Source organism: Collinsella aerofaciens, assembly GCF_040910325.1.
Taxonomy (GTDB): Bacteria; Actinomycetota; Coriobacteriia; order Coriobacteriales; family Coriobacteriaceae; genus Collinsella; species Collinsella aerofaciens_BL.
Window position 1 is genome coordinate 104,237 of the sequence record NZ_JBDGAV010000002.1, and the last position, 21,708, is coordinate 125,944.

The following is a 21,708-nucleotide window of genomic DNA, read 5'->3' on the forward strand; positions in this document are numbered from 1 at the left end:
CTCGTTGGCCCAATCGTACCCATTCAGGCTATACTTGAGCCCACCACATAAACGGGGAGCTTGCAGGACAAGACGGCAGGCTGAGACTGGGCGCGCCCGCCCTGACCCGCAAACCTGATATGGGTAATGCCAACGAAGGGAGCCGTGCCAATGAGCACACAGACCGAGCCCAAGCTCGTCACGCAAATCGACTTCGCCCGCGCCGGGCAGATCACACCGCAGATGAAGGAAGTCGCCGAGCGCGAGCATCGCGACCCCGAGTACATCCGCGAGCGCGTGGCCGACGGCCGCATCGCCATTCCCGCCAACATCGTGCACATCAAAAAGGGCATGCGCGCCTTTGGCGTCGGTGAGGGCCTGTCCACCAAGGTCAACGTCAACTTGGGCATCTCGGGCGATAAGGCCGATGCCGCCGAAGAGTGGAAGAAGGTCAAGATCGCCGAGGACTTTGGCGCCGACGCCATCATGGACCTCTCCAACTCGGGCAAGACGCGCCAGTTCCGCCAGCAGCTCATCGACGAGACGCCGCTCATGGTAGGCACCGTCCCCATGTACGACGCCATCGGCTACATGGAAAAGCCGCTGGTCAAGCTGACCAAGAACGATCTGCTCGAGGTCGTGCGTGCACACGCCGAAGACGGCGTGGACTTTATGACCATCCACTGCGGCATCAATAAATCGGTCATCAAGACCTTCAAGGAGACCGGCCGCCTCATGAACATCGTCAGCCGCGGCGGCTCGCTGCTGTTTGGCTGGATGGAAGTCACCGGTAACGAGAACCCCTTCTACGAGTTCTACGACGAGGTGCTCGAAATCTGCCACGAGTACGACGTGACGATTTCGCTCGGCGACTCCTGCCGCCCGGGCTGCCTCTACGACTCCAACGACGCCACCGAGACCGCCGAGATGATCGAGCTGGGCAAGCTATGCAAGCGTGCTTGGGCCGCCGGCGTCCAGGTCATGGTCGAGGGCCCGGGTCACATGGCGCTCGACGAGATCGCCGCCAACATGAAACTGCAGAAGCGCCTGTGCCACAATGCTCCGTTCTATGTGCTCGGACCGCTGGTGACCGATATCGGCGTGGGTTACGACCACATCACCGCTGCCATCGGCGGCGCCATCTCCGCCAGCTCCGGTGCCGACTTCCTGTGCTACGTGACACCGGCCGAGCACCTATGCCTGCCTAACGCCCAGGATGTGCTCGACGGCCTCATGGCCACCAAGATCGCCGCACACGCCGCCGACATCGCCAAAAAGGTGCCCCACGCCCGCGACATGGACGACAAGATGGGCCAGGCACGCCGCAAGCTCGACTGGGACGCCATGTGGAAGTGCGCGCTCGACCCGGTTACGGGCAAGAAGCGCTACGAGGAGTCCCCCGCCGCCACCGAGGGCACTTGCACCATGTGTGGCAAGATGTGCGCCGTCCGAACCGTCAACAAGATCTTCGAGGGCACCACGATCGACCTCGGCATGGAGGACTAGCCCTGTCGCCGCGGCCGCCTCTGGCGGCGAGCTGGCGCCTGTCAATTGTTGACGTGTGAACATTTGCTTACGTTTGCGTAAAGATTGCATCGCCCGCCCGGGTTCGACATAGAGTCGTCCCGGGCATCTTTATAATGCTGGCTTAAAGACCCATTTGATTCCGACCGAACAAGGGAGCGAACATGGATCGTAGTAAGGTACCTGCCGTCCTGTCCATCGCGGGATCCGATTCCAGCGGTGGCGCCGGCATTCAGGCCGACATCAAAACCATCACGGCGCACCGCCTGTATGCCGAGACGGCCATCACCGCCATCACAGCGCAAAACACACTGGGCGTTACCGCCGTGCAGAACATCTCCCCGGATATTGTCGCGGCGCAGATCGATGCCGTTTTTGACGATATCCGCCCCAACGCCGTCAAGATTGGCATGGTTTCCTCTGCCGAGATTATCGATGTTATCGCCGACCGCCTGAGCGCTTGGAACGCGACAAACGTTGTCGTCGACCCCGTCATGGTCGCCACCTCGGGCGCGCGGCTGATTGCCGAAGATGCCGCCGAGGCGCTCACCCGCCGCCTGTTCCCGCTAGCGACGGTTATCACGCCCAATATTCCCGAGGCCATGGCCCTGCTTGACTACGAGGTCGACTCCGAGCGCACGCAGCAAAATGCTGCCATGCTCCTCACCCGCCGCTTTGGTTGCGCATCCCTCGTTAAGGGTGGGCATCTTGTCAACGAGGCCAACGATGTACTGGCCGAACCCGCGCCGCTCGATGACGAGGGCAACCATCTGGGAGATCCACTCACCACGTGGTTCCGCCACAAGCGCATCGAGACCGAAAACACACACGGCACCGGCTGCACACTCTCGTCCGCCATCGCCTGCGCGCTGGCCCAGGGCATGGATCTTGCCGACGCCGTCAACGCCGGCAAGGCCTACCTGACAGGCGCTCTGGCCGCCGGCCTGGACATGGGCAAAGGCTCTGGCCCCGTCAACCACATGTGGCAATATTAAGATTCGCAGCCCAAGCCACCGCAAAGGCGCCCGTCCCCTTTGCGGTGGCTTGGGGTCGCGCTACTCTCCGAGCATCTCTTGGAGCTTGGCTGCCACGGCGTGGCCCAGGCTCTCGTGGCTTTCGGGCATCATGTGCAGATAATCGATATCGCCCGGCTCGGCAAAATCAGCGGCATTCAAAAAGTCGCAGCCAAACTGCTCAGCCACATGCGCGTAGTACTCACCAAAATGTTCCGAGGCTTCTACGGAATGCTCGTCAAAATCGGTCATATATACGTCGGCGATCTGCGGCTTAATCTTGATAGGCGCCATCAGCAGAATGCGCGGACAAGGCGCAGCGTCGGTCCACGGAAACGCGCGGACGGCGCGAATCAGCGCCATGGCGCCACGAGCGATATCGGCAGCCGTCACGTTAAAGACCGTCTTGCAGTCGTTGGTGCCCAGCATGATCACAATGGCGTCCAGCGGCTTATGGGCCTCGAGCATCATCGGAAGCGCGCGAATGCCGTTAAGATTGGTGTCCAGATGGCACATGTCGTCGCGTACCGTCGTGCGGCCGTTGAGGCCTTCTTCAATTACATGCCAGCCCTCGCCTAAGTCACGTTGGGCCACGCCACACCAGCGCACATCCCGCGCATAGCGCACCGCGGTGCCGTCGCGCATGCCCGCCGGATCGTAACCATAGGTGTTGCTGTCGCCAAAGCATAGAACGTTTTTCATCGTAAGCCCTTCCTTTTAGTAAAAAGCCGGCGGGAGCAGCCTCTCCCGCCGGCTCGACCTATCTGTCAACACGTACCGGTTACAGGTACTTGCGCCAATCGTCCTCGTCCTCATCATCCTCGGTAGCAGCCTGGGCCTGCTCGGCGGCGCGAGCTGCCGCAGCGCGAGCGGCAACCTGAGCATAGGACTCCTCGTTGCGCTCGGGGAAGTTTGCCAGCACGTGCTCGAACTTGGCAAAATCCTCATCCCAGCGCGTAGAAGGCACGGCAAAGAAGACTTGCTTGACCTTAAAGTCGCCCGACGCGAGCTCCTTGCGGAAGAGCTCGGCCACGGCCTCTGCGTCAAAGCCGTTGTTGTCGCAGCCCCAAGCACCCAGCACGAGCTTCTCGCGACCCAGCTCGTCGCAGATGGCAAGCACAAAGCGAATGCGGTCGCGCAGGGCATCCAGCAGAGCATCGTCGCTCACGCGATACTCCTGGCGGGCGCGCTTAACGTTGGGCGCGGCGGCCACGATCACGTCGGCGTATGCATGCACGTGGTTGCGGTCGAAGCGCACCGCAGGCACCACTAGGGCGCGGTTACGATAGAGCTCGCAGTTGATGTTGCGGCGACGGTTCTCGCCGTACCATTTGCGCTGCTTATCGAGAACGTTGTACAGATACGAATCGGCGCACAGTGTGGCCTCCTGGCCCAGATAACCCTGAATATAGCCACCGCCCGGGTTGGTGAACGAGGCAAAGGCGAGCACGGCCATGTCGCAGAACTGCGCATAGCCACGACCGTTGTCCAAGATGGCCTGCGTGGCGGAGGCATCGAGCACGGTGACCTCAGGCAGGGACGCAGCAGGCTCCTCAGCAGGCGCGGACTCAGCTTCGGCGATTTCCTCGGCAGGCTCCTCGACGGGCTCAGGAGCTGCCTCGGTCTCGGGCGCTGCCTCGCTCTCGGGTGCTGCCTCGACCTCGGCAGCCTCCGCGCCCTCGACGTCCTCGGCAATCTGTTCTTCGGTGGTCACAGCACTCTGAACCTTGGCCTTCATCGCCGAGACAAAGCCGGCAGGCATACCGTCAAACTCGCGAACACCGGCAAGCGAACGCTCGATATCCTTGGCGCACGCTTCGGACACAGTTGCCACGTGACGCTCGGCGGCCTTGGCACGGCCCTCGCGCTTGGGATTGGGCTGACCCGCTCGGTTGGACCTGCGGTTACGGTTCCTGTTGTCGACGTCTGCCATAAGTGGTCACCTTTCTCGGTCTCTGCCGCTATCGGCTTTTCCCATCCATGATACCCCGCCGCGTACAAAAAAGACGGCCCCGAAGGACCGCCTTTCGCATCGATTTACACGCACGGCAAGCACCGCCGCAATTCGCCACTAGTCGCGACGGCCAAGGATGTTCAGGATGCGCAAGAACACGTTGATAATGTCCACGAACAGATTGGACGCCATGAGCACGGCGTTGGGCAGCGTAGGCGGCACCGTCGTGGCAACATAGGTGTCGTAGCCAATAAAGCCGGCGAACACCACGATCACGATCAGGTCGGTGATGGTCTGCGAGACGCCCATGAACATCAGCACGATCTCAACCAGAATAGTGGCGAGCAGAATGCCAAAACCGATGCCATATACGCGCTGGAAAAACTTGGGGAACGTCACGCCCAAGGCGCCAAAGACAAAGGTGATGGCGGCCGTGGCGATAAAGGCAGTGTTGATGGTGGACAGGTCGTAGTTGGCAAGGCCAAACGACGCGGTCAGGCCAAAGGTGCTCGCAAAGATTACGTAGCCCACAAGGGATAGGCCCACGGACTGCTTGCTGGCGGCGGCCGACATCATGACCATGCCGACGATGGTCAAAATAAATGAGCCAAAGACCAGCGGCAAAGCGGCGCCGCTCATCATCATGCGGGCAAACGCCATGGTGCTCGTAAAGTAAGCACCAGCGCCCATGGCACAAAAGCCCAAGAAGATGAGGGCAGACATGGCAAGATTGTACGCACGCGGCGACATCTCCTTGGCACGGCTTGCGCCGGCCTCGATGGGGCCGTTCTGATAGCCCTGGATATCGTTCATAATTTCGTCCTTTCAAAAAGTGCCGTGAAAGACGGCGCAGCAGGTGACAAGATTCCTGTCATTGTACCCGAATGCCGTACGTCCTTACCCACGGCGCTCGCCCTCGAGCGTACGATCAAAGGCCCAGACCCACCAACGCATCACGTGCGCCTGCGAGCCGTCCGCCCGCTCGCGCGTCTGGTCCTCCAGATACAACTCGGTCGCGTGCCCGCCAAAACGCACCTTATAGGTCGCCGTACGGATGCCGTGGACCGTCAGGCCAAACCCGGTGGTCGAGATAATTTCATCGATTGTAAAACAACGTCCGTCGACCCAGCAGACGGCGACTGGCACGACTTGTCCGCCCGCGAGGATGCGAGCCACGACGTCCACATACTGCTTGTGTACGCGCCGAGTTTTGCCGTCTGTCTGTCGATATTCCATGCCTCCTATTATCGAACGCATGTTTGCATGTTGTAAAGCGAACAGACTGTGGTTTTGGAGTGTCGTAGTAATCGCACGTGTCCGCATGGCGTGTTAGCAAAAAGAACACCCGCGGTCAACAGGGCTAATATTCAATTTTAGTGCCAAAAAGTTCACTTCTCCCATCAGAACTCGGTAAAGAAACCCGCAGGAGGTGATACGATTTATCATGTTTTTGTAACGTGCCTGCAAACTTCGAGAAAGCCCATATATGGACGTAACGTTCTCAACCTTCCTCGGCCAAATTGTGTCGAACCCAGTCCTTGCCGTCACCGTGATCCTCGCGTTGGGCGCCATCTTCGTCAATGGATGGACCGACGCGCCCAACGCCATCGCGACCTGCGTCACTACGCGTTGCATGCCCGCCCGCGCCGCCATTCTCATGAGCGCCGCATTCAACTTCCTCGGCGTGCTCATCATGACGCACTTTAACGCGAGCGTCGCCAACACCATATCACATATCGTCGACTTTGGCGGAAACAGCACCATGGCGCTCGCCTGCCTGTGCGCGGCGCTGTTCTCCATCGTCGTCTACGGCGCCACAGCGTCGCGTTTTGGCATCCCCACCTCGCAAAGCCACAGCCTTATCGCCGGCCTGACCGGTGCCGCCATCGCCCTCGGCGGCGCGAGCAGCGTCAACGTCCACGAGTGGATGAAGGTCATCTACGGCCTGGCGCTCTCCATCGGCCTGGGCTTTGTTATGGGCTGGGTCCTGTGCAAGCTCGTCTCGATTCTTTTCGCCGCCGCCAACAGGCGACGTGCCAATGTCTTCTTTAAATACGCTCAGATCGCGAGCGCCGCGGCCATGAGCTTTATGCACGGCGCGCAGGATGGACAGAAGTTCATCGGCGTGCTCTTTTTAGGCGTGGCCTTCGCCAACGGCCAGACGAGCATCGGCGATGCCGGCATCCCCATCTGGATTATGCTGCTGTGCTCGGCCACTATGGGTATCGGCACCAGCGTGGGCGGCGAGCGCATCATCAAGTCCGTCGGCCAGAGCATGGTCAAGCTCGAGAAGTATCAGGGCTTCTCTGCCGACCTCGCAGGCGCCGCGAACTTGCTGCTTGCCACCCTTACCGGCATCCCCGTGTCCTCCACGCACATCAAAACCTGCGCCATCATGGGCGTCGGCGCCGTCAAGCGCCTTTCGGCCATCAACTTCGGCGTGGTCAAGGACATGATGTTCACCTGGTTCTTCACCTTCCCCGCCTGCGGACTCATCAGCTTTGTCATGGCCAAGCTGTTCATGATGTTCATCTAGTCAAACCGAGCGTCCATCCGGACTGCAATGCTTCGCCCACCCGTCTTCGCCTCGAAAGGACCCACCCATGGCAAAGAAACCCGATTCGTTCTACTTTGACAACTACGTTGCCTGCGCCGACCTAGCCGTACAGGCTGCCGAGCTGCTCACCAAGATTTTCGAGAACTTCAATCCCGCGAAGATTCACGATATGCTCGACAAGATGCACTCAATCGAGCATGCGGCAGACAAGAAGCACCACGAGCTCGAAGACGCCTTGCTCACCGCCTTTATCACCCCGCTCGAGCGCGAGGATCTGGATCTGATGAGCTGCTCACTCGACACCGTGCTCGACCGCATCGAGGGCGTCGTGCAGCGCGTCTACTTCACCAACATCCAGAGCATCCATCCCGACGCCACCGTCATCGCTCACAAGGTGACTGACGCCTGCCGCGCCATGAAAGACCTGATGGTCGAGCTGCCCAACTACCGCAAGTCCAAGACCCTGCGCGAACTCGTCATCCAGATCAACACCATCGAGTCCGAAGCCGACGAGCTCTATATCAACGCCATGCGCAACCTGCACGTTAACGGCAAGGACCCGCTCGAGGTCATCGCCTGGCGTGACGTGTACGCCTTCCTGGAGTACTGCGCTGACTGCTGTGAGAATGTGGCCGATGTTGTGGATTCGATTGTCATGAAGAACAGTTAATTGGGGGTACGTGTCCCGGCGGCGAAGGGCCGGCACCTGTTTGCTTTCTCACTCCGGCTGCATGGCAGAGTCGTTCGAAAGTAAACAGGTGCCGGCCCTTCGCCTTACGTACCACCATTGGGAACTTTGGCTGATACTTTGAAAGCGATGGGGCTTTTGTTGGCGGGGCCTTTGGACCCGATTGGGAACTTTGGGACCGCCTTAAACGTTTGGGTGGATGGGGCTTTGGGTACCCTTTGTTTTACTTTGGATTGATTCGTTGAATTTGGAGGTCTTGGTTGTGAGTTATTTGGATCTGGCTCGTGGTCGGTATTCTTGTCGTTCGTTTGAGGACCGTCCTGTTGAGCAAGCTGTGGTGGATGCCATTGTTGAGGCTGGGCGTATTGCTCCTTCTGCTTGTAATAACCATCCAACCCGTGTGATGGTGTTGGATACGCCTGAGCTTCTGGAGAAGGCTGCTGCTTGTCAGCCTCGGTTTGCTCGTGATGGGTCTATCTTTGGCGCTCCGCTTATCTTCCTTATTTGCAGCGTTACCGATGATGCTTGGGTGCGCCCGTATGATCAGATGAATTCCAGCGAAATCGATACATCCATCGTTTGCGATCAGATGATGATGGAGGCCACCGAGCAGGGCCTGGGAACGTGCTGGGTATGCCATTTTAAGCCAGAGGTGGCACAGGAGCAGTTCAATCTGCCCAAGGGCGTTTATCCCTATCACATGCTCGTCTGTGGCTATCCTGCCGACCACATCGCCGACCCCGAGCATCGCGAGGCCCGTACCATTCCCCTCCCCAACTTCCTCCTCAAGTAGTTTTTTGGCACATGCCCTAAAACCTACCTTTTACCGCTCACTCATTCGCCGAGTTCTGCGCCACAATGTGCAGGGCTCGGTTTTTTATGTTGCGCGCCCCTGCACAGTCATAAAAAAGGACCCGCAAGCTGCGGGTCCTTTCTAGGCACTAAATTGTAGGCCGAATGTTAGTCCAGGTCGTCGGCAGCAAAGTTGTCGATCGGGGCGAAGGGATCGGCCACGGGGACAACCGGGTCAGCGACGGGCAGCGGCTCGGCGGGAACAGTCACTGCAGGAGAAGCGGCAGAACCGACCGGCGTGGAGGCCATCAGATCGGCCGGGAAGGAATTCTGGGCATCGTCCATGAAGTGCTGGATGAGCTTGAGATACTCTGCCTTGAACTCCTCACGGGAAGCCTTGAGACGATCGATCTCCTCGAGCTCGGCCTGCTTCTCGGTCAGAGCCTGGCGGATAACCTCGCGGGCCTTGGCGTCAGCCTCGTTGCGGATACGCTCAGCGTTCTCGTTGGCATCGTTGACGATGGTCTCAGCGGTCTGCTGGGCAGCGATCAGGGCAGCGGAAATCTGGCGCTCCTGAGCGGAGAAGTCAGGGGCGGGAGCAGCCACGGGGGCGGCAGGAACGGCCTGGGCGGTGGCATCCTGAGCTTGGGCAAGCTGAGCCTGCGCATCGGCAAGCTGCTGCTCGGTAGCAGTCAGACGACCCTTAAGGTCGACGATCTTAGCGAGCATAGCGTCAACCTCGGAGGACAGCGTCTCCAAGAAGACGTCGACCTCAGCAGGATCGTAGCCACGCTTGGCCTCAGAGAAAGTCTGAGCCTGGATGTCTGCAGGGGTAATAGCCATAACAAGTCTCCTTTTTCATCGCCTCGGCGCTACACGCCCGACGTAAGTTACTAAGTCAGTTCTACACGAGTATACCTATAAGAAGCTGCAGAACCAGCCTCTGCACCAACTGCAACGCAATAATCGCAACGACCGGCGAAAAATCGATACCGCCCATCGGCGGGATGAAACGACGGAACAGGTTGAGCCACGGACCGCACACGCTATCAAGCACCGCGGCAATATCCTGAAGCAAACCACCCTGCTTCATGGGAATCCACGTCATAAAGCAGTAGACGACAATGAGCGTGGAATAGAAGTTGAACAGCGTGTTGACCAGCTGGACGATAGTGTAGATGTTGATGGGAATCTCCTCGTCTTGTCTTTACTTAAGGTAGCCGTCGGCACGAAGCTTCTTGAGATCGGAATCTTTGACCTCGCAACCGGCGGGCAGCACCATGAACACGCGGTCGCCCACCTCCTTGACCGTGGCACCCAGACCGCAGGCAAAGCCGTAAGAGAAGTCCAAGACGCGCTTGGCAACTTCGGTGCGTACGCCCACAAAAATCAGTGCGACAGGCTGCTTGGTGCGAACGCGGCGCACCACGGTCTCCACGTCGTCATAGCTCTCGGGGCGCAGGACATAGGCCGGCAGCTGCGGCGTGGCGTTGATGATATTGCTCGCATAGGCCGAGGCATCGCTCGGTGCAGGCGCGGGTGCAGCGGCGGCACGGGCGCGGGTATTCTCGGCGTAGCTCGACGGCGTGTCATAGGCACCAGGACGATAACCGCTCGCAACACTGTCCTGCGAGCGCGAAGGCGGGTTATACGTCGTGGCATGGCGGGAGTCATCGCCGACCAGCTGACCGGAGCGCGTATACACGGCAACCGACTCAGCTTCACCGCGGCGCGTCTGGCCAAGCAGGCCGTTGCTCGGCTCGTCTTGGGTGTAGAAGCCCTCGCCCGAAGCACCACTGTAGCCGTTGTTCTGATAGCCATCGTCGTAGCCGTCATCGTAGCCGTAGTCGTCGTCCTGGCCATAACCCTGGTCGTAACCCTGCTGGCCGCCCAGGTGCATCTTATTTTTAATCTCGTCAAGGAAGCCCATGGTTGTGTCCTCTCGCGGTTTAGTGCAGGCGCCCCGATAATCAGTGCGCACTTCAGAGCCTTATTTTACTGCAAACTCCGGGCTAAATACTACCCTGCCCAGGCGAACGAGCGTAGAGCCCTCCTCAAGGGCAGACTCAAAGTCCTCGCTCATACCGCAGGAAAGCTCAGGCAGGTTCAAATCGGGATGCGCCGCCTCCAGCTCATCCCTCAGCTCACGAAGCCCCGCAAAGGTGCGGCGTGCCACATCCTTATTCCCCCGGGGCGCCATAGTCATAAGCCCCTGTACGCAAATTCCCTCAAGTTCTGCAAGCTCACCCGCGGCGGCGCGAATCTCATCGGGTGAAAAGCCTCCCTTCGACTCCTCACCACTCACATTGACCTCAATGAGCACACGCTGGGGGCCGACGAGCTCGCCTGCCTCAATCTTGCGAACAGCACGGCTCGAGATCGCCTGCGCCAGATGCAGCGAACCCACCGAGTGAATCAGCTCGGCTGAGCCCAGCACCGCATTGATCTTATTGGTCTGCAGGTTGCCGATCATATCGAAGCGCACCTCGGGCAGCTCCGGATGCTCCGCCAGACCCGTGAGCTTGCGAACCAGCTCCTGCGGGCGGTTCTCGGCAAAATGGCGATACCCCGCCTGGATGGCGGCAACGGTCTCATCGACACCAACGGTCTTGGACACGGCAATGAGGCGCGCGGCGTCGTGGGGACGGCCTGCGCGATCGAGCGCCGCATAAAAACGTTCCAGAATCTGCTCGCGGCGAGCGCGCATCAAGTCCAAATAGTTATCCATTGCTAATCGCCTCCGCTGACAGCCAAACAAGTAGTCCCATGCTAACGCAAGAGCGCGGCCCCGCATGTGCAAGGCCGCGCTCACTTAGGTATTTACAATCTTTCGACGAACGGGGTTACTTACTCCTCGTCGTCCTCGCCATCGTCCTCATCCTCAAGATGATCGAGCAGGTAGCGAAGACCCTCGCTGACCTCGTTAGCGGGCACCTTGGCAACGTAGCGAGCGTCGACGGCGGGCCTCATGATAACACCCTCGCCCGAAGGCACGCGCATGCTCTCGAGCTCATCCTCATCAGTGCGGGCGATATCGCCGGCATTCATGCGCTGACCAGTCAACAGGAAGGTCAGACGGCAGGCGGCATCGATGGAAATCGAGGCGATGCGATCGAGGTAGCGCGAAACCATGATGGCGCGGCGCAGGTCGTCATAGTTGCTGTCGTCGTCCATAAAATCGCCCGTGTCCATGCGGTTAAAGGTGCGGAAGAACTTCTCGTACGCCGCATGCACCGGCTCGTCCTCGACGGCCAGGCTGCAGATGATGGACATGTCGTTAGTGACGAGCGCAGAAAGCGAAGAGCCCAGCACCTGGTAGACGGCCTCAGCCTCGGCCTCGACCGTACCGACGAGCTCCTGGGGCAGCGAGATGTCGGCCTTGATCATATGACGCGTGGCGCGGCAGATCTGGCGAACCTTATCGGTCATGCGCTGCAGGTTAAAGTCGACGTAGATAATCGTCTGCAGCAAGCGGAAGTCGGAGGCGACCGGTGACTGCGTGGCGATCAGGTTGTAGCACACGGCCTCCAGGTTAGCGCAGCGCGCGTCAATCGAAAGCGTGCGCTTCTTGGTCTTGGTGGCGAGCTTGCGGTCGTCGGTCACATAGGCCTTAACGGCATCGTGGAGGGCCAGATCGACGGCCTCATAGATGCTCAGCATCTCGTGACGGGCCTCGACGAGCTGACGGGAAAACAGTTTGCGCATGGTTCACTCCAATCAGTTGGGTGCGGTCATGCCGCCCGCACAGTGAATATACACCGGACCAGGTCCGATCAGCTTGGGACTAGTCGCACCGATCAGCCAAAGCGGCCGGTGATATAGTCTTCCGTCCGCGAGTCCACCGGACTGGTGAAGATCGCGTCGGTTTGACCATACTCGATGAGCGTGGCGGGCTCGCCGGCAACTTCCTGCAAGAAGAATGCGGTGTAGTCGCTAATACGAGCTGCCTGCTGCATTGAATGCGTGACGATGATGATCGTCATCTCGGGCGCCAGCTCGGCCATCAGATCCTCGACCTTAGAGACGGACGTGGGGTCGATGGCGGAGCAGGGCTCGTCCATCAGGAGGACATCGGGTTGCACCGCGAGCACGCGCGCGATGCACAGACGCTGCTGCTGACCGCCCGAGAGTGCCAAACCATCCTTGTTGAGCTGATTGGATACCTCTTTCCAGAGGTTGGCGCGCTTGAGCGATTCTTCCACGATGTCATCGAGGTCACTTTTGCTAGTCACGCCCTGCAGACGAGGGCCAAAGGCGACATTCTCGTAGATGGATTTAGGAAACGGGTTGGGCTGCTGAAAGATCATGCCCACGCGACGACGGAGATCGACCGGGTCGACACCCTCGGCATAGATATCGTTGCCGTCGAGCGTCATGGTGCCCTCGATGCGCGTGCCCTCGATCAGGTCGTTCATGCGGTTGATGCAGCGCAAAAACGTCGATTTGCCGCAGCCCGAAGGGCCAATAAACGAGGTGATGGCGTTTTTGGCGATGTTGAGGTCGAGCCCCGTCAGCGCATGAAAGTCACCGTACCAAAAGTTGAAATCCTTGGCCGTAATGGCCGCTTGCTCCAGCGTGGGAGCGGACTGATAAACGGACATGGGACTCCTTAACTAGCGACGCTTGCGCGACAGGAAGCGCGCAAACAGGTTGAAGGCCAAAATGATCACCATCAGCAAGAGCGCGGTGCCGTAGGCTGCGTTCATGTTGATGCCGTCGTTGGCAAGCAGGTACAGGTGAACCGTCATGGGGCGGCCGGAATCGAGCGGCGAAATAGGTAGATTGATGGCCTGCCCCATGGTGTAGAGCACCACCGCGGTCTCGCCAATGGCACGGCCGATGGCGAGGACGATGCCCGTGGCAATACGGCCAAAGGCAGAAGGAAGCACGATCTTGGAGACAACCTGCCACTTGGTGGCGCCCAGGCCGTACGCGCCCCAACGGATATAGCGCGGAACGGCGCGAATGGCCTCTTCGGTGGTGCGCATGACGATGGGAAGCATCAAGAGCGCGAGTGCCAGGGCGGCAGAGACCATCGAAAGGCCCAAGCCCATGGCCTCGACAAACAAGGCGTAGCCAAACAGACCCATAACGATGGAGGGCACCGAGGCCAAAGCGTCAGCAGCGTAGCGAATGAGCTCGACGACCTTGCCCTGCTTGGCGTACTCGGCCAGATAGACGGCTGCCAGCACAGCGATCGGCGTGCAGATAAGCATGGCGAGCGCCGTCACATAGACGGTCGAGACGATCGTGGGCCAAATACCGCCCTCGGCGTTGACGCCCTGGGGCCAACCGAAGATAAAGTCGAGCGAGATGTGTGGCAGGCCGTTGATGACCACGTAGGCGATGATAGCGACCAGCACCAGCGTGGTGATGTAGGCAGCGGCACGGAACACGCCAAGCATGATCTTGTTGGACAGGTCCTTGTTGATGCGGCCCTTCTTGCCGTGGGAAAGGGCACGCTTGATGCGCTCGCGCGACGAGGTCGTATCGACCGTCGTGTCAACGGAATCGGACATAGCCTACCCCCTCTTCTTCTTGGAAATCAGACGGACGATGCCCACCAGCGTGGCGGAGATGATAAACAGGACCACACCCATGCCGAACAGCGCCGAGCGGTGCAGACCCGAGGAATAGCTCATGTCGAGCGCAATCTGGCTCGTGAGCGTCGAGATGGGGCTCGCAATGCTGTCGGGAATAACCGGGGCGTTACCTACGACCATGAGCACGGCCATGGTCTCGCCGATGGCACGGCCCATACCCAGCACGATGGCATCAACGATACCCAGCTTCGCGGCAGGTAGCACGACCTTATAGATGGTCTGCCACTTGGTGGCGCCCATGGCATACGATGCCTCGCGAATGCCCATGGGAATGGAATTGAGAGCATCGATGGTGAGCGTGGTGATGGTAGGGACGATCATGATGGCGAGCACAAACCACGCCGTCAGCGCACCAAAACCAAGGCCGCCGGTCAGTTGTGCGATAAACGGGCGGATGATGATCATGCCAAAGAAGCCGTAGATGATGGAGGGTATGCCCGCCAGCAGGTCAACGGCGGGGCTGATGAGCTTGCGCACGCGCTTGCTGGCAATCTCGACCAGGTAAACGGCCGTACCCACGCCCAGCGGCACGCCCATGGCGAGCGCACCGACGGTCACCAGACCCGAGCCGGCAAGCAGCGACAAGATGCCGTAGTGGCCCTCGGAAGGCGCCCACGTAAAGCTAAAGAAGTCCGCCAGACCGATGTCGGTAAAGACGGGCAGCGCCGAGTACGTGGTAAAGACAAAAATCAGGATGACGGTAACGACCGCCAAGAACGCGCAGGCAAAGAAGATCCACTGCAGCGCCTTCTCCTTGATATAGGTACTGTGCGATACGAGCGCCAGCTCGCGCTTCTTGGGCGTCTGAACATTCTGCTCAGTCTGGGAGTTTTCCTGTGCTTCCATGCTACTCACTCCCCTTCTCGTCGTTGGTGACGGGAATAAAGCCCGCCTCGCGAATCTGCTTGTCCATCTTTTCGGACGTCACATAGTCGATGTAATCCTGCGCCTGCTGCGAAGGCGCACCCTTCACAAAGAAGTAAAGGTCGCGTGAGATGGGATAGCCGCCGCTCGCGACCGTCTTCTCGGACGCCTCAACATGATTGACCGAGACGGCCTTGACCGAGGTCTTGGCGTTGAGGCTATCGACGAAGCCCAGCGAAATGTAGCCAATGGCACCGCGCGAACGAGATACCACGTCGCGCACCTGGCCCGTGCCCGAAAGAACGGCCGAGCGGCGATCGAACGGGGTGCCGTCCATCACGATGGTGCGGAAGGCCTCACGCGTGCCGGACGCCTCATCTCGATTGATGACCTGGATCCTCAGGTCCTCGCCACCGACTTCTTTCCAGTTGGTGATCTTGCCGGCGTAAATATCGCGGAGCTGCTCGGTCGAGAGGTTATCGACCGGGTTATCGTCGTTCACGATGACCGCGATACCGTCGTGGGCAATGACGATGGGAGTCAGGCCCAGATCCTGTTCGTCGGCATTGAGTCCACGGGAGGAGCTGGCGATATCGGCTGTGCCGGCGCTGACGGCCTCGATGCCAGCGGAAGAACCCAAACCGGAAACGAGCACGTCGATGCCGGTCTCCTCCTTAAAGCCCTCGGCCGCAATCTCGGCGATAGGAAGGCAGGTCGTGGAGCCGGCGACGGTAATGGAAGAGGTAGAAGATCCCGAAGAACAGGCGCACAGCGTAAGCGTAAGCACAGCGGCGCTCAGGACCGATACGATCTTTCTCATAGCATCACGCCGATCGCAGCATGGCGCCCACAGGTGCCGTCCTCGTTACGGTAGGAATAAAAGCGGTCGTTCTGACGCACAGTCGAAAGCTGGGTATCCACGATATTATCCGCGTCGACACCGACATCTACCAGCGCCTCGCGAATGGCAGCGGAAAGATCGAGCATGCGAGAGGCACTCGCATCGATGCAAGAGAACTCGGCGGCAAAGCGATCCATGAGTTCCTGGGATACCTCATATTCGTCACCCAAGATATGGGGGCCGATATAGGCGGAAACGTTGCTCGCATCGCAGCCGGCAGCATCGCAAAGCGCCTGGCACGCCTTGGCAGAAATACGTGCAATCGTGCCCTTCCAACCGGAGTGCACCACGGCAAATCCGCCAGGGGCCACCAGCACCACGGGAACGCAGTCGGCAAAGCAGAGCAGCACGGGCACGTTATGCGCCGTGCAGACGATGGCATCACAGCCCTCGGCAATCTGCTCGCGAACGTCCTCAAGGTCATCGGCGCCGTTCGAGGTCACCGCAACGATATGATCACCATGGACCTGATTGGGAACGAGCAGGTTGTGCTCGCACTCGGCGGCACCCATAGCTTCGAGCGCACGACGACGATTTTCTTGAACAGCAAAGGGGTCATCGCCAACATGCGAGCCCAAGTTGAGTGAGGAGTACGCATCTTCGGAAACGCCACCGGCGCGCTCGGTGAAGGCAAAGCGAACATCGGATGTCGCGCCCTCCACCAACGTAACTCCATCATGGTCGACACGCGAAACGTTGTCCGCACGTGCTGCCATACTAAAGCCTCCTAATAACACAAGTACCGCGGCATCGCCGCTACAGCCCGCGTTTATACGGCTGTCATACTTCTCTAAAAGGATACCTGCTGCGCTGGAGGCAATCGTAAAGGGAACGTAAAGAGATTGGAGGTTCTAGTTTACAAAGTCGAAATAAAAAGGGCGCGTCCATACGGACACGCCCCTGTGCACAACAATGCAAAGAACGACTTAGAAGCTACCGCGCTTCAGGAAGTCGGGAAGCTCGAACTGATCGTTGCCGAAGTTAGGAAGCTCGGTGCCACCAACGTTGCGGGTCGGAGCGGCCTGAGCCGGACTGGTGGCCGGAGCGGTGCGTTGCGGCTCAGCGGAGGCAGCGGCCTTGCTCTGAGACTGCTGAGCAGCAAAGAGCTCGTCCTGGCGGTTGACGTTGGAGTCGGAGAAGCCCGTAGCGATGACGGTGATACGCACCTGGTCGCCCAGGGACTCGTCGACAACGGTACCGAAGATGATGTTGGCCTCGGGATCGACGGCATTGGCGACAACGTCGGCGGCGTCGCTGATCTCTTGGATGCCCAGGTCCTTGGAACCGGCGATGGAGAGCAGCACGCGCGTGGCACCATCGATGGAGCTCTCGAGCAGCGGGCTGGAGATGGCCTGCTGGGCAGCATCGACGGCACGGGTATCCCCAGAAGAGGTACCGATACCCATCATGGCGGTACCGGCCTGCTTCATGATGGTCTTAACATCGGCGAAGTCCAGGTTGATGATACCGGGGACGGTGATGAGGTCGGTGATGCCCTGGGTGCCCTGGGAAAGGACACCATCGGCAATCGCGAAGGCCTCGAGCATGGTGGTCTTCTTCTCGGCGATGTCGAGCAGCTTATCGTTAGGAATGACGATCATGGTGTCGACGCAATCGGAGAGGGTCTTAATGCCCTCCTCGGCGCTCTTCTTGCGCTTGCGGCCCTCGAAGGTGAAGGGCTTGGTCACGACGGCGACGGTCAGCGCACCGACCTCGTTCATCGCGATATCGGCAACGATGGGAGCAGCGCCGGTACCGGTGCCACCGCCCTCGCCGCAGGTGATGAACACCATGTCGGCGCCAGCGAGCGCCTCGGCAATGTCGTCGCGGGACTCATCGGCAGCCTTGCGGCCAACCTCGGGGTTGGCGCCGGCGCCCAGGCCGCGGGTAAGGTCGGTGCCGATGTGCACCTTGATATCGGCATCAGAGATCGCGAGTGCCTGAGCATCGGTGTTGATGGCAACAAACTCGACGCCGCGGATGCCCTCTTCGATCATTCGATTGACCGCGTTGGTACCGCCGCCGCCGACGCCGACCACCTTAATGACGGCAAGGTAGTTGTTGATCTCTGTCTCGTGCATGTCGGTCCTCCGAACAAAGGTTATAGCCATAGCATGGGTCGACCCCTGCGCACATTAACCTTCAGGTTGAAAGTAAATGCAAAGGTAAACCGTATTATGTTTGCACATTATGAACGTATCAGTCAAATAATTGACCGTGAAAACCAAACAAACCAGATAAACGGCGTGGTATGGCCCCTCAACAAAGCATCAACCAGCGCTACGAGGTCGGAGCGTTCCTAAATGTATAGTTACCCGGAGAACGCACATTGATATACGTTACGCCCTCTACCTGCGAAAGCAGCTTGGTGACTACGCGCTCCTTCTTGACGATATCGTTCGAATCGCCCAGCGACACCTCAATGCCGTTATTGAGGTTTGCCGAGATGGCTTCGACCGAAGGCGTGGAAATATCCTTGACTTGTCCCAAGAACTCGCTCGAAAAACCACGCACATAATCCAAGCCAGCCTTAACGGCCTTGGAGCTCACCGCCTGGCCGGAAACCGGAGCGACATCCGCCGAGACATCAGTCAACAACACCGCGCCATAGTGCTTAGCGAGCGCCAGCGCGGCATCAATGCCGGTCAGGGTATTTGAGCCCTGCCCCGTCGTGATGACGTTGCCCTGGTCATCCACTTCGACCGACGTCGACAGCGGGGCGATCCAGGTGTCATCATCCCCGATGGCCCAGGCAAGGTCATCGGAGCTGATATAGGCAATTGCGATGACCTTGCGCTCCATCGGCGTAATGATGAGCGTATGCGGGAACTGACGCTGGACATCCACGCCCGACACCCACGGGTTCTGCTTGAGGTCCTCGGTAATCTGGTCAGGATCGACGTTAAAAAGCGACGTTCCCTCGGGCAAATCGATCAGCTGGATAGCATCGTGCTTCGTCACATGCTCGCTGCCTTGAATCTGAATATCAGTGGCGGTAAACAATCCAGAGTTGATCACCACGACGGCAACGACGACGAGCACGGCCAAGACGGCCAGAACGCCGCCCGCGATTTTGCCTTTGCCTGTAACGAGAGAAGCGGCGTCTGACGTTTTATTTGCCATCGCCCCAAGTGAAGACAACGGGTTGACGCCTTTTTTACCCGAAGGCTTCTTGGCGGTAGCCGGCACCGATGTCAGCGAGCGCGGTTTCGATGCGCCCAGCGTGCGACCCGGACGCGGCGCTTTAGTTCCCGTCGAGGGCTTAGGAGTTGCCATGGGACGGGCAGGTTTGGCGCCCATAACAGGCTTTGACGTCACCGAGGGACGCGAGGACTTTTTTGCGGCCGGACGATTGCCGAGCTGCGAGCCGACAACCGGACGACTGGTCTGTCGAGCATGCCCGACAGACTTAGAGTGCGCGACGGTATTGCGTTGAGGTTTGGCAGGCGCGCCGGAACGCCCTCCGGCGCGGCGGAAGGTGGGTTTCGATGCTCTAGAAGCCGAGGAATTTAACTTCCGGTCTGAGCTCGATGCCATACGCCTCCCTCACCTTTCCGTGCACATGTCTGATAACCGCGGCAACGTCATCGGCCGAGGCAGTTCCGTTATTAACGATAAAATTAGCGTGAACGGGCGAAACTTCCGCGCCGCCAATCGAAAAACCCTTTAATCCACAATCCTCGATAAGCTTGCCCACACTCGCATCGGGCGGGTTGCGAAAGACCGACCCGCAGGATGCGCGACCCATGGGCTGCGTACGCTTGCGCCTCGTCAGGTACCGCTCCATGCGCTCGCGAATGTCGGCCTTGGGCGCCGGTTTAAGCTTGAGCACGCACTCGAGGATAATCTCATTGCGGGGAAGGCTACATTCGCGGTAGCCCCAAGTGATCTCGGACCCCGCATAATGCTTGATACCGGATGCCGGGTCAAACGTTACGACATCCTCAACCAGCGAGCCAATCCACTCGGTCCGTGTGCCGGCATTCATAGATATCGCACCGCCAACCGAGCCAGGGATGCCAACGGCAAACTCAAGGCCCGAGAGGCTACGCGACAGGGCATCGTTGACCAGGCGCGCAAACATCACGCCCGCACCGACCGTCAGCGTACAACCGTCATCGGCAACAACCGTGCGCTGAAACTCACGTCCGAGCGAAATGACGGCGCCGCGATAACCGCCATCGGCAACCAGCAGATTGGAGCCCTTGCCGATGATGACCCACGGCACCTGCTCGCGATCGAGCACCGCCACGGCGCGGCGGAGGGCATGATAGCTATGGCACGTCACAAAGAGGTCGGCCTTGCCGCCGATACGATAGCTCGTATGACGCGCAAGGCGCTCGTCCTCGATCACATCCGTGTCGATCATGCCCGAGAGCGCCATGACGGCGTTAAACAGACCCATTAGACTTAAGCGTCTTTCTTGGCAGTCAAATACTCGATAAACTCGGGGCCGACGGTCGTAACGTCACCGGCACCCATAGTGAGCAGCAAGTCGCCCTCGCCCACCATCTGCTCGAGCTCCTGATTGAGCTCAAGACGGCTGGAGCAGTACACGACCTCCTTGCCAGGATGCTTGGCGCGCACGGTATCGGCGAGCATCTTAGAGGTAACACCCGGAATGGGCATCTCGCCAGCCGAGAACACATCAATCAGCAGCAGTTTATCGGCATTGGCAAATGCATCGGCAAAGTCGTCGCACAGGGCCTGCAGGCGCGAATAGCGGTGCGGCTGGAACACGACGTCGACGTGCTTGTAGCCCAGCGACGAAGCGGCAGCAAGCGTCGCCTTGATCTCGGTGGGGTGATGGCCGTAATCATCGACCACGGTGATTCCATCGATATCGCCCACGTGGGTAAAGCGACGACGGACGCCCTCAAAGCTCGAAAGCGCCTTGGCGGCGGCGTCGATGTCAAGGCCCAGGACATGGGCGACGGTGAGCACCGCCGTGGCGTTGAGCATGTTGTGGCGACCGGGATTACTCTTGATCTCCACAGCGTGCTCAGTGCCGTCCTCAAAGCGAACGATAAAGTCGCTCTGGATGCCCTTGACATCCGGGTGCATGCAGACGATGTCGTTGCTCTCGGCAAAGCCGTAGGAAAGCACGTGACGGCCCGTCGACTTGGCGAGCTCGACCAGATGCGGGTCCTCACCGCAGACGATGACGGTGCCGTCCTCGCCCACCAGGCTCATGAATTTGGCGAAAGTCGCCTCGATCTCCTCGATACCCGAGTAGTGATCGAGGTGGTCGGCCTCGACGTTGGTCACAATGACCACGTTGGGGTTCAGGAACAGGAAGGAACTGTCGGACTCGTCGGCCTCGGCGACAAAGTAGTCGCCCGAGCCGTTCTTGCCGTTCGTGTCATAGCCCTCGACGATGCCACCGATCAGGAAGCTCGGATCCAGACCCATGCGGTCGAGCATGGTGGCGCACATCGAAGACGTGGTGGTCTTGCCATGCGTGCCGGCAACAGCGACGGTGGTGTAGCCGTGGCCCAAAGCAGAGAGCATCTTGGCACGGGGCCACACGGGAATACCAAGCTCGCGAGCGCGCACGAGTTCAGGGTTGGACTCCGGAATAGCGGTGGAGACAACAACCACGTCGGGCTTGACCTCGTCGATCGTGGCGGCCTCATGGCCCACATGCATCTTCACACCAGCGCGGGTAAGCTGGCGGATATAACGTGACGTCTTAAGGTCGGAGCCGGTAACGGCATAACCGCGCTCGTGCAGAACGAGGGCGATGCCGCTCATGCCGGCGCCGCCGATACCGATAAAGTGGGCGCTCTTAAACTCGGGCGCGGAGGTTGCAGTCTGGGAATCAGCCATGTGC

The 21,708-nt window shown here is 59.5% G+C and carries 23 protein-coding genes; 5 read left to right on the forward strand and 18 right to left on the reverse strand.

The features are described from left to right. Positions 1-150 precede the first annotated feature (150 nt). Entirely contained in the window at positions 151-1,485 is a 1,335-nt protein-coding gene (thiC, locus tag AB5Z25_RS01630; RefSeq protein ID WP_368134632.1) for a phosphomethylpyrimidine synthase ThiC, read from the forward strand. A gap of 182 nt (positions 1,486-1,667) precedes the next feature. Beyond that, positions 1,668-2,498: a bifunctional hydroxymethylpyrimidine kinase/phosphomethylpyrimidine kinase gene (gene thiD, locus AB5Z25_RS01635; protein ID WP_349114428.1), complete on the forward strand. Its 831-nt coding sequence runs from the start codon at positions 1,668-1,670 to the stop codon at positions 2,496-2,498. A gap of 60 nt (positions 2,499-2,558) precedes the next feature. Here the strand turns inward: thiD and AB5Z25_RS01640 are convergent, their stop codons facing one another. The 4 genes from AB5Z25_RS01640 to AB5Z25_RS01655 form a co-directional block, all read right to left on the reverse strand. After that, positions 2,559-3,218, reverse strand: a complete 660-nt coding sequence (locus tag AB5Z25_RS01640) for an SGNH/GDSL hydrolase family protein (RefSeq protein WP_195544807.1) — start codon at positions 3,216-3,218, stop codon at positions 2,559-2,561. A 79-nt stretch (positions 3,219-3,297) separates the two neighbouring features. Further along, the gene (locus tag AB5Z25_RS01645; protein ID WP_195363331.1) at positions 3,298-4,449 is read right to left on the reverse strand and encodes a TIGR02452 family protein; all 1,152 of its coding nucleotides are present in this window, start codon (positions 4,447-4,449) and stop codon (positions 3,298-3,300) included. Positions 4,450-4,587: 138 nt separating this feature from the next. Next, positions 4,588-5,283, reverse strand: coding sequence for a Bax inhibitor-1 family protein (locus tag AB5Z25_RS01650; RefSeq protein WP_368134633.1), 696 nt, complete (start codon positions 5,281-5,283; stop codon positions 4,588-4,590). An 84-nt stretch (positions 5,284-5,367) separates the two neighbouring features. Beyond that, the gene (locus tag AB5Z25_RS01655) at positions 5,368-5,706 is read right to left on the reverse strand and encodes a hypothetical protein (RefSeq protein WP_195232062.1); all 339 of its coding nucleotides are present in this window, start codon (positions 5,704-5,706) and stop codon (positions 5,368-5,370) included. 250 nt (positions 5,707-5,956) lie between these two features. Between AB5Z25_RS01655 and AB5Z25_RS01660 the strand changes: the two genes are divergently transcribed. From AB5Z25_RS01660 to AB5Z25_RS01670, 3 genes are all read left to right on the forward strand, one after another. Next, the gene (locus tag AB5Z25_RS01660) at positions 5,957-7,006 is read left to right on the forward strand and encodes an inorganic phosphate transporter (RefSeq protein WP_195239086.1); all 1,050 of its coding nucleotides are present in this window, start codon (positions 5,957-5,959) and stop codon (positions 7,004-7,006) included. Between the two features lie 67 nt (positions 7,007-7,073). After that, positions 7,074-7,697, forward strand: coding sequence for a DUF47 domain-containing protein (locus tag AB5Z25_RS01665; protein ID WP_368134634.1), 624 nt, complete (start codon positions 7,074-7,076; stop codon positions 7,695-7,697). A gap of 280 nt (positions 7,698-7,977) precedes the next feature. Next, positions 7,978-8,508, forward strand: coding sequence for a nitroreductase family protein (locus AB5Z25_RS01670; RefSeq protein ID WP_217107770.1), 531 nt, complete (start codon positions 7,978-7,980; stop codon positions 8,506-8,508). 167 nt (positions 8,509-8,675) lie between these two features. On the opposite strand, the gene AB5Z25_RS01675 is transcribed toward AB5Z25_RS01670, so the two are convergent. The 14 genes from AB5Z25_RS01675 to murC form a co-directional block, all read right to left on the reverse strand. Continuing rightward, complete coding sequence (locus tag AB5Z25_RS01675; protein WP_006234242.1) at positions 8,676-9,350, reverse strand: DivIVA domain-containing protein; 675 nt, start codon at positions 9,348-9,350, stop codon at positions 8,676-8,678. A gap of 61 nt (positions 9,351-9,411) precedes the next feature. After that, positions 9,412-9,699, reverse strand: a complete 288-nt coding sequence (locus AB5Z25_RS01680; protein WP_040358293.1) for a YggT family protein — start codon at positions 9,697-9,699, stop codon at positions 9,412-9,414. A 15-nt stretch (positions 9,700-9,714) separates the two neighbouring features. Continuing rightward, a complete protein-coding gene (locus AB5Z25_RS01685; RefSeq protein ID WP_006234245.1) occupies positions 9,715-10,437 on the reverse strand; it encodes a cell division protein SepF in 723 nt (240 codons plus the stop codon). Positions 10,438-10,497: 60 nt separating this feature from the next. After that, positions 10,498-11,235: a YggS family pyridoxal phosphate-dependent enzyme gene (locus AB5Z25_RS01690; RefSeq protein WP_368134635.1), complete on the reverse strand. Its 738-nt coding sequence runs from the start codon at positions 11,233-11,235 to the stop codon at positions 10,498-10,500. Positions 11,236-11,354: 119 nt separating this feature from the next. Next, a complete protein-coding gene (locus AB5Z25_RS01695; protein WP_148332195.1) occupies positions 11,355-12,212 on the reverse strand; it encodes a phosphate signaling complex PhoU family protein in 858 nt (285 codons plus the stop codon). Between the two features lie 92 nt (positions 12,213-12,304). Beyond that, on the reverse strand, positions 12,305-13,108 hold the full coding sequence (gene pstB, locus AB5Z25_RS01700; RefSeq protein WP_055309817.1) for a phosphate ABC transporter ATP-binding protein PstB: 804 nt from the start codon (positions 13,106-13,108) through the stop codon (positions 12,305-12,307). A gap of 12 nt (positions 13,109-13,120) precedes the next feature. Further along, complete coding sequence (gene pstA / locus AB5Z25_RS01705; protein WP_006234250.1) at positions 13,121-14,026, reverse strand: phosphate ABC transporter permease PstA; 906 nt, start codon at positions 14,024-14,026, stop codon at positions 13,121-13,123. A 3-nt stretch (positions 14,027-14,029) separates the two neighbouring features. Beyond that, the gene (pstC, locus tag AB5Z25_RS01710) at positions 14,030-14,956 is read right to left on the reverse strand and encodes a phosphate ABC transporter permease subunit PstC (RefSeq protein WP_152067753.1); all 927 of its coding nucleotides are present in this window, start codon (positions 14,954-14,956) and stop codon (positions 14,030-14,032) included. A gap of 1 nt (position 14,957) precedes the next feature. Then, positions 14,958-15,794, reverse strand: coding sequence for a phosphate ABC transporter substrate-binding protein (locus tag AB5Z25_RS01715; protein ID WP_055251678.1), 837 nt, complete (start codon positions 15,792-15,794; stop codon positions 14,958-14,960). After that, a complete protein-coding gene (locus tag AB5Z25_RS01720) occupies positions 15,791-16,591 on the reverse strand; it encodes a purine nucleoside phosphorylase YfiH/LACC1 family protein (protein WP_152067754.1) in 801 nt (266 codons plus the stop codon). The genes AB5Z25_RS01715 and AB5Z25_RS01720 overlap by 4 nt, the downstream gene beginning before the upstream one ends. A gap of 210 nt (positions 16,592-16,801) precedes the next feature. Beyond that, complete coding sequence (ftsZ, locus tag AB5Z25_RS01725; protein WP_022094491.1) at positions 16,802-17,956, reverse strand: cell division protein FtsZ; 1,155 nt, start codon at positions 17,954-17,956, stop codon at positions 16,802-16,804. A 199-nt stretch (positions 17,957-18,155) separates the two neighbouring features. After that, the gene (locus AB5Z25_RS01730; RefSeq protein ID WP_368134636.1) at positions 18,156-19,175 is read right to left on the reverse strand and encodes a cell division protein FtsQ/DivIB; all 1,020 of its coding nucleotides are present in this window, start codon (positions 19,173-19,175) and stop codon (positions 18,156-18,158) included. 193 nt (positions 19,176-19,368) lie between these two features. Then, complete coding sequence (gene murB / locus AB5Z25_RS01735) at positions 19,369-20,280, reverse strand: UDP-N-acetylmuramate dehydrogenase (RefSeq protein ID WP_006234257.1); 912 nt, start codon at positions 20,278-20,280, stop codon at positions 19,369-19,371. 5 nt (positions 20,281-20,285) lie between these two features. Beyond that, complete coding sequence (murC, locus tag AB5Z25_RS01740) at positions 20,286-21,704, reverse strand: UDP-N-acetylmuramate--L-alanine ligase (RefSeq protein ID WP_368134637.1); 1,419 nt, start codon at positions 21,702-21,704, stop codon at positions 20,286-20,288. Between the last annotated feature and the right edge of the window lie 4 nt (positions 21,705-21,708).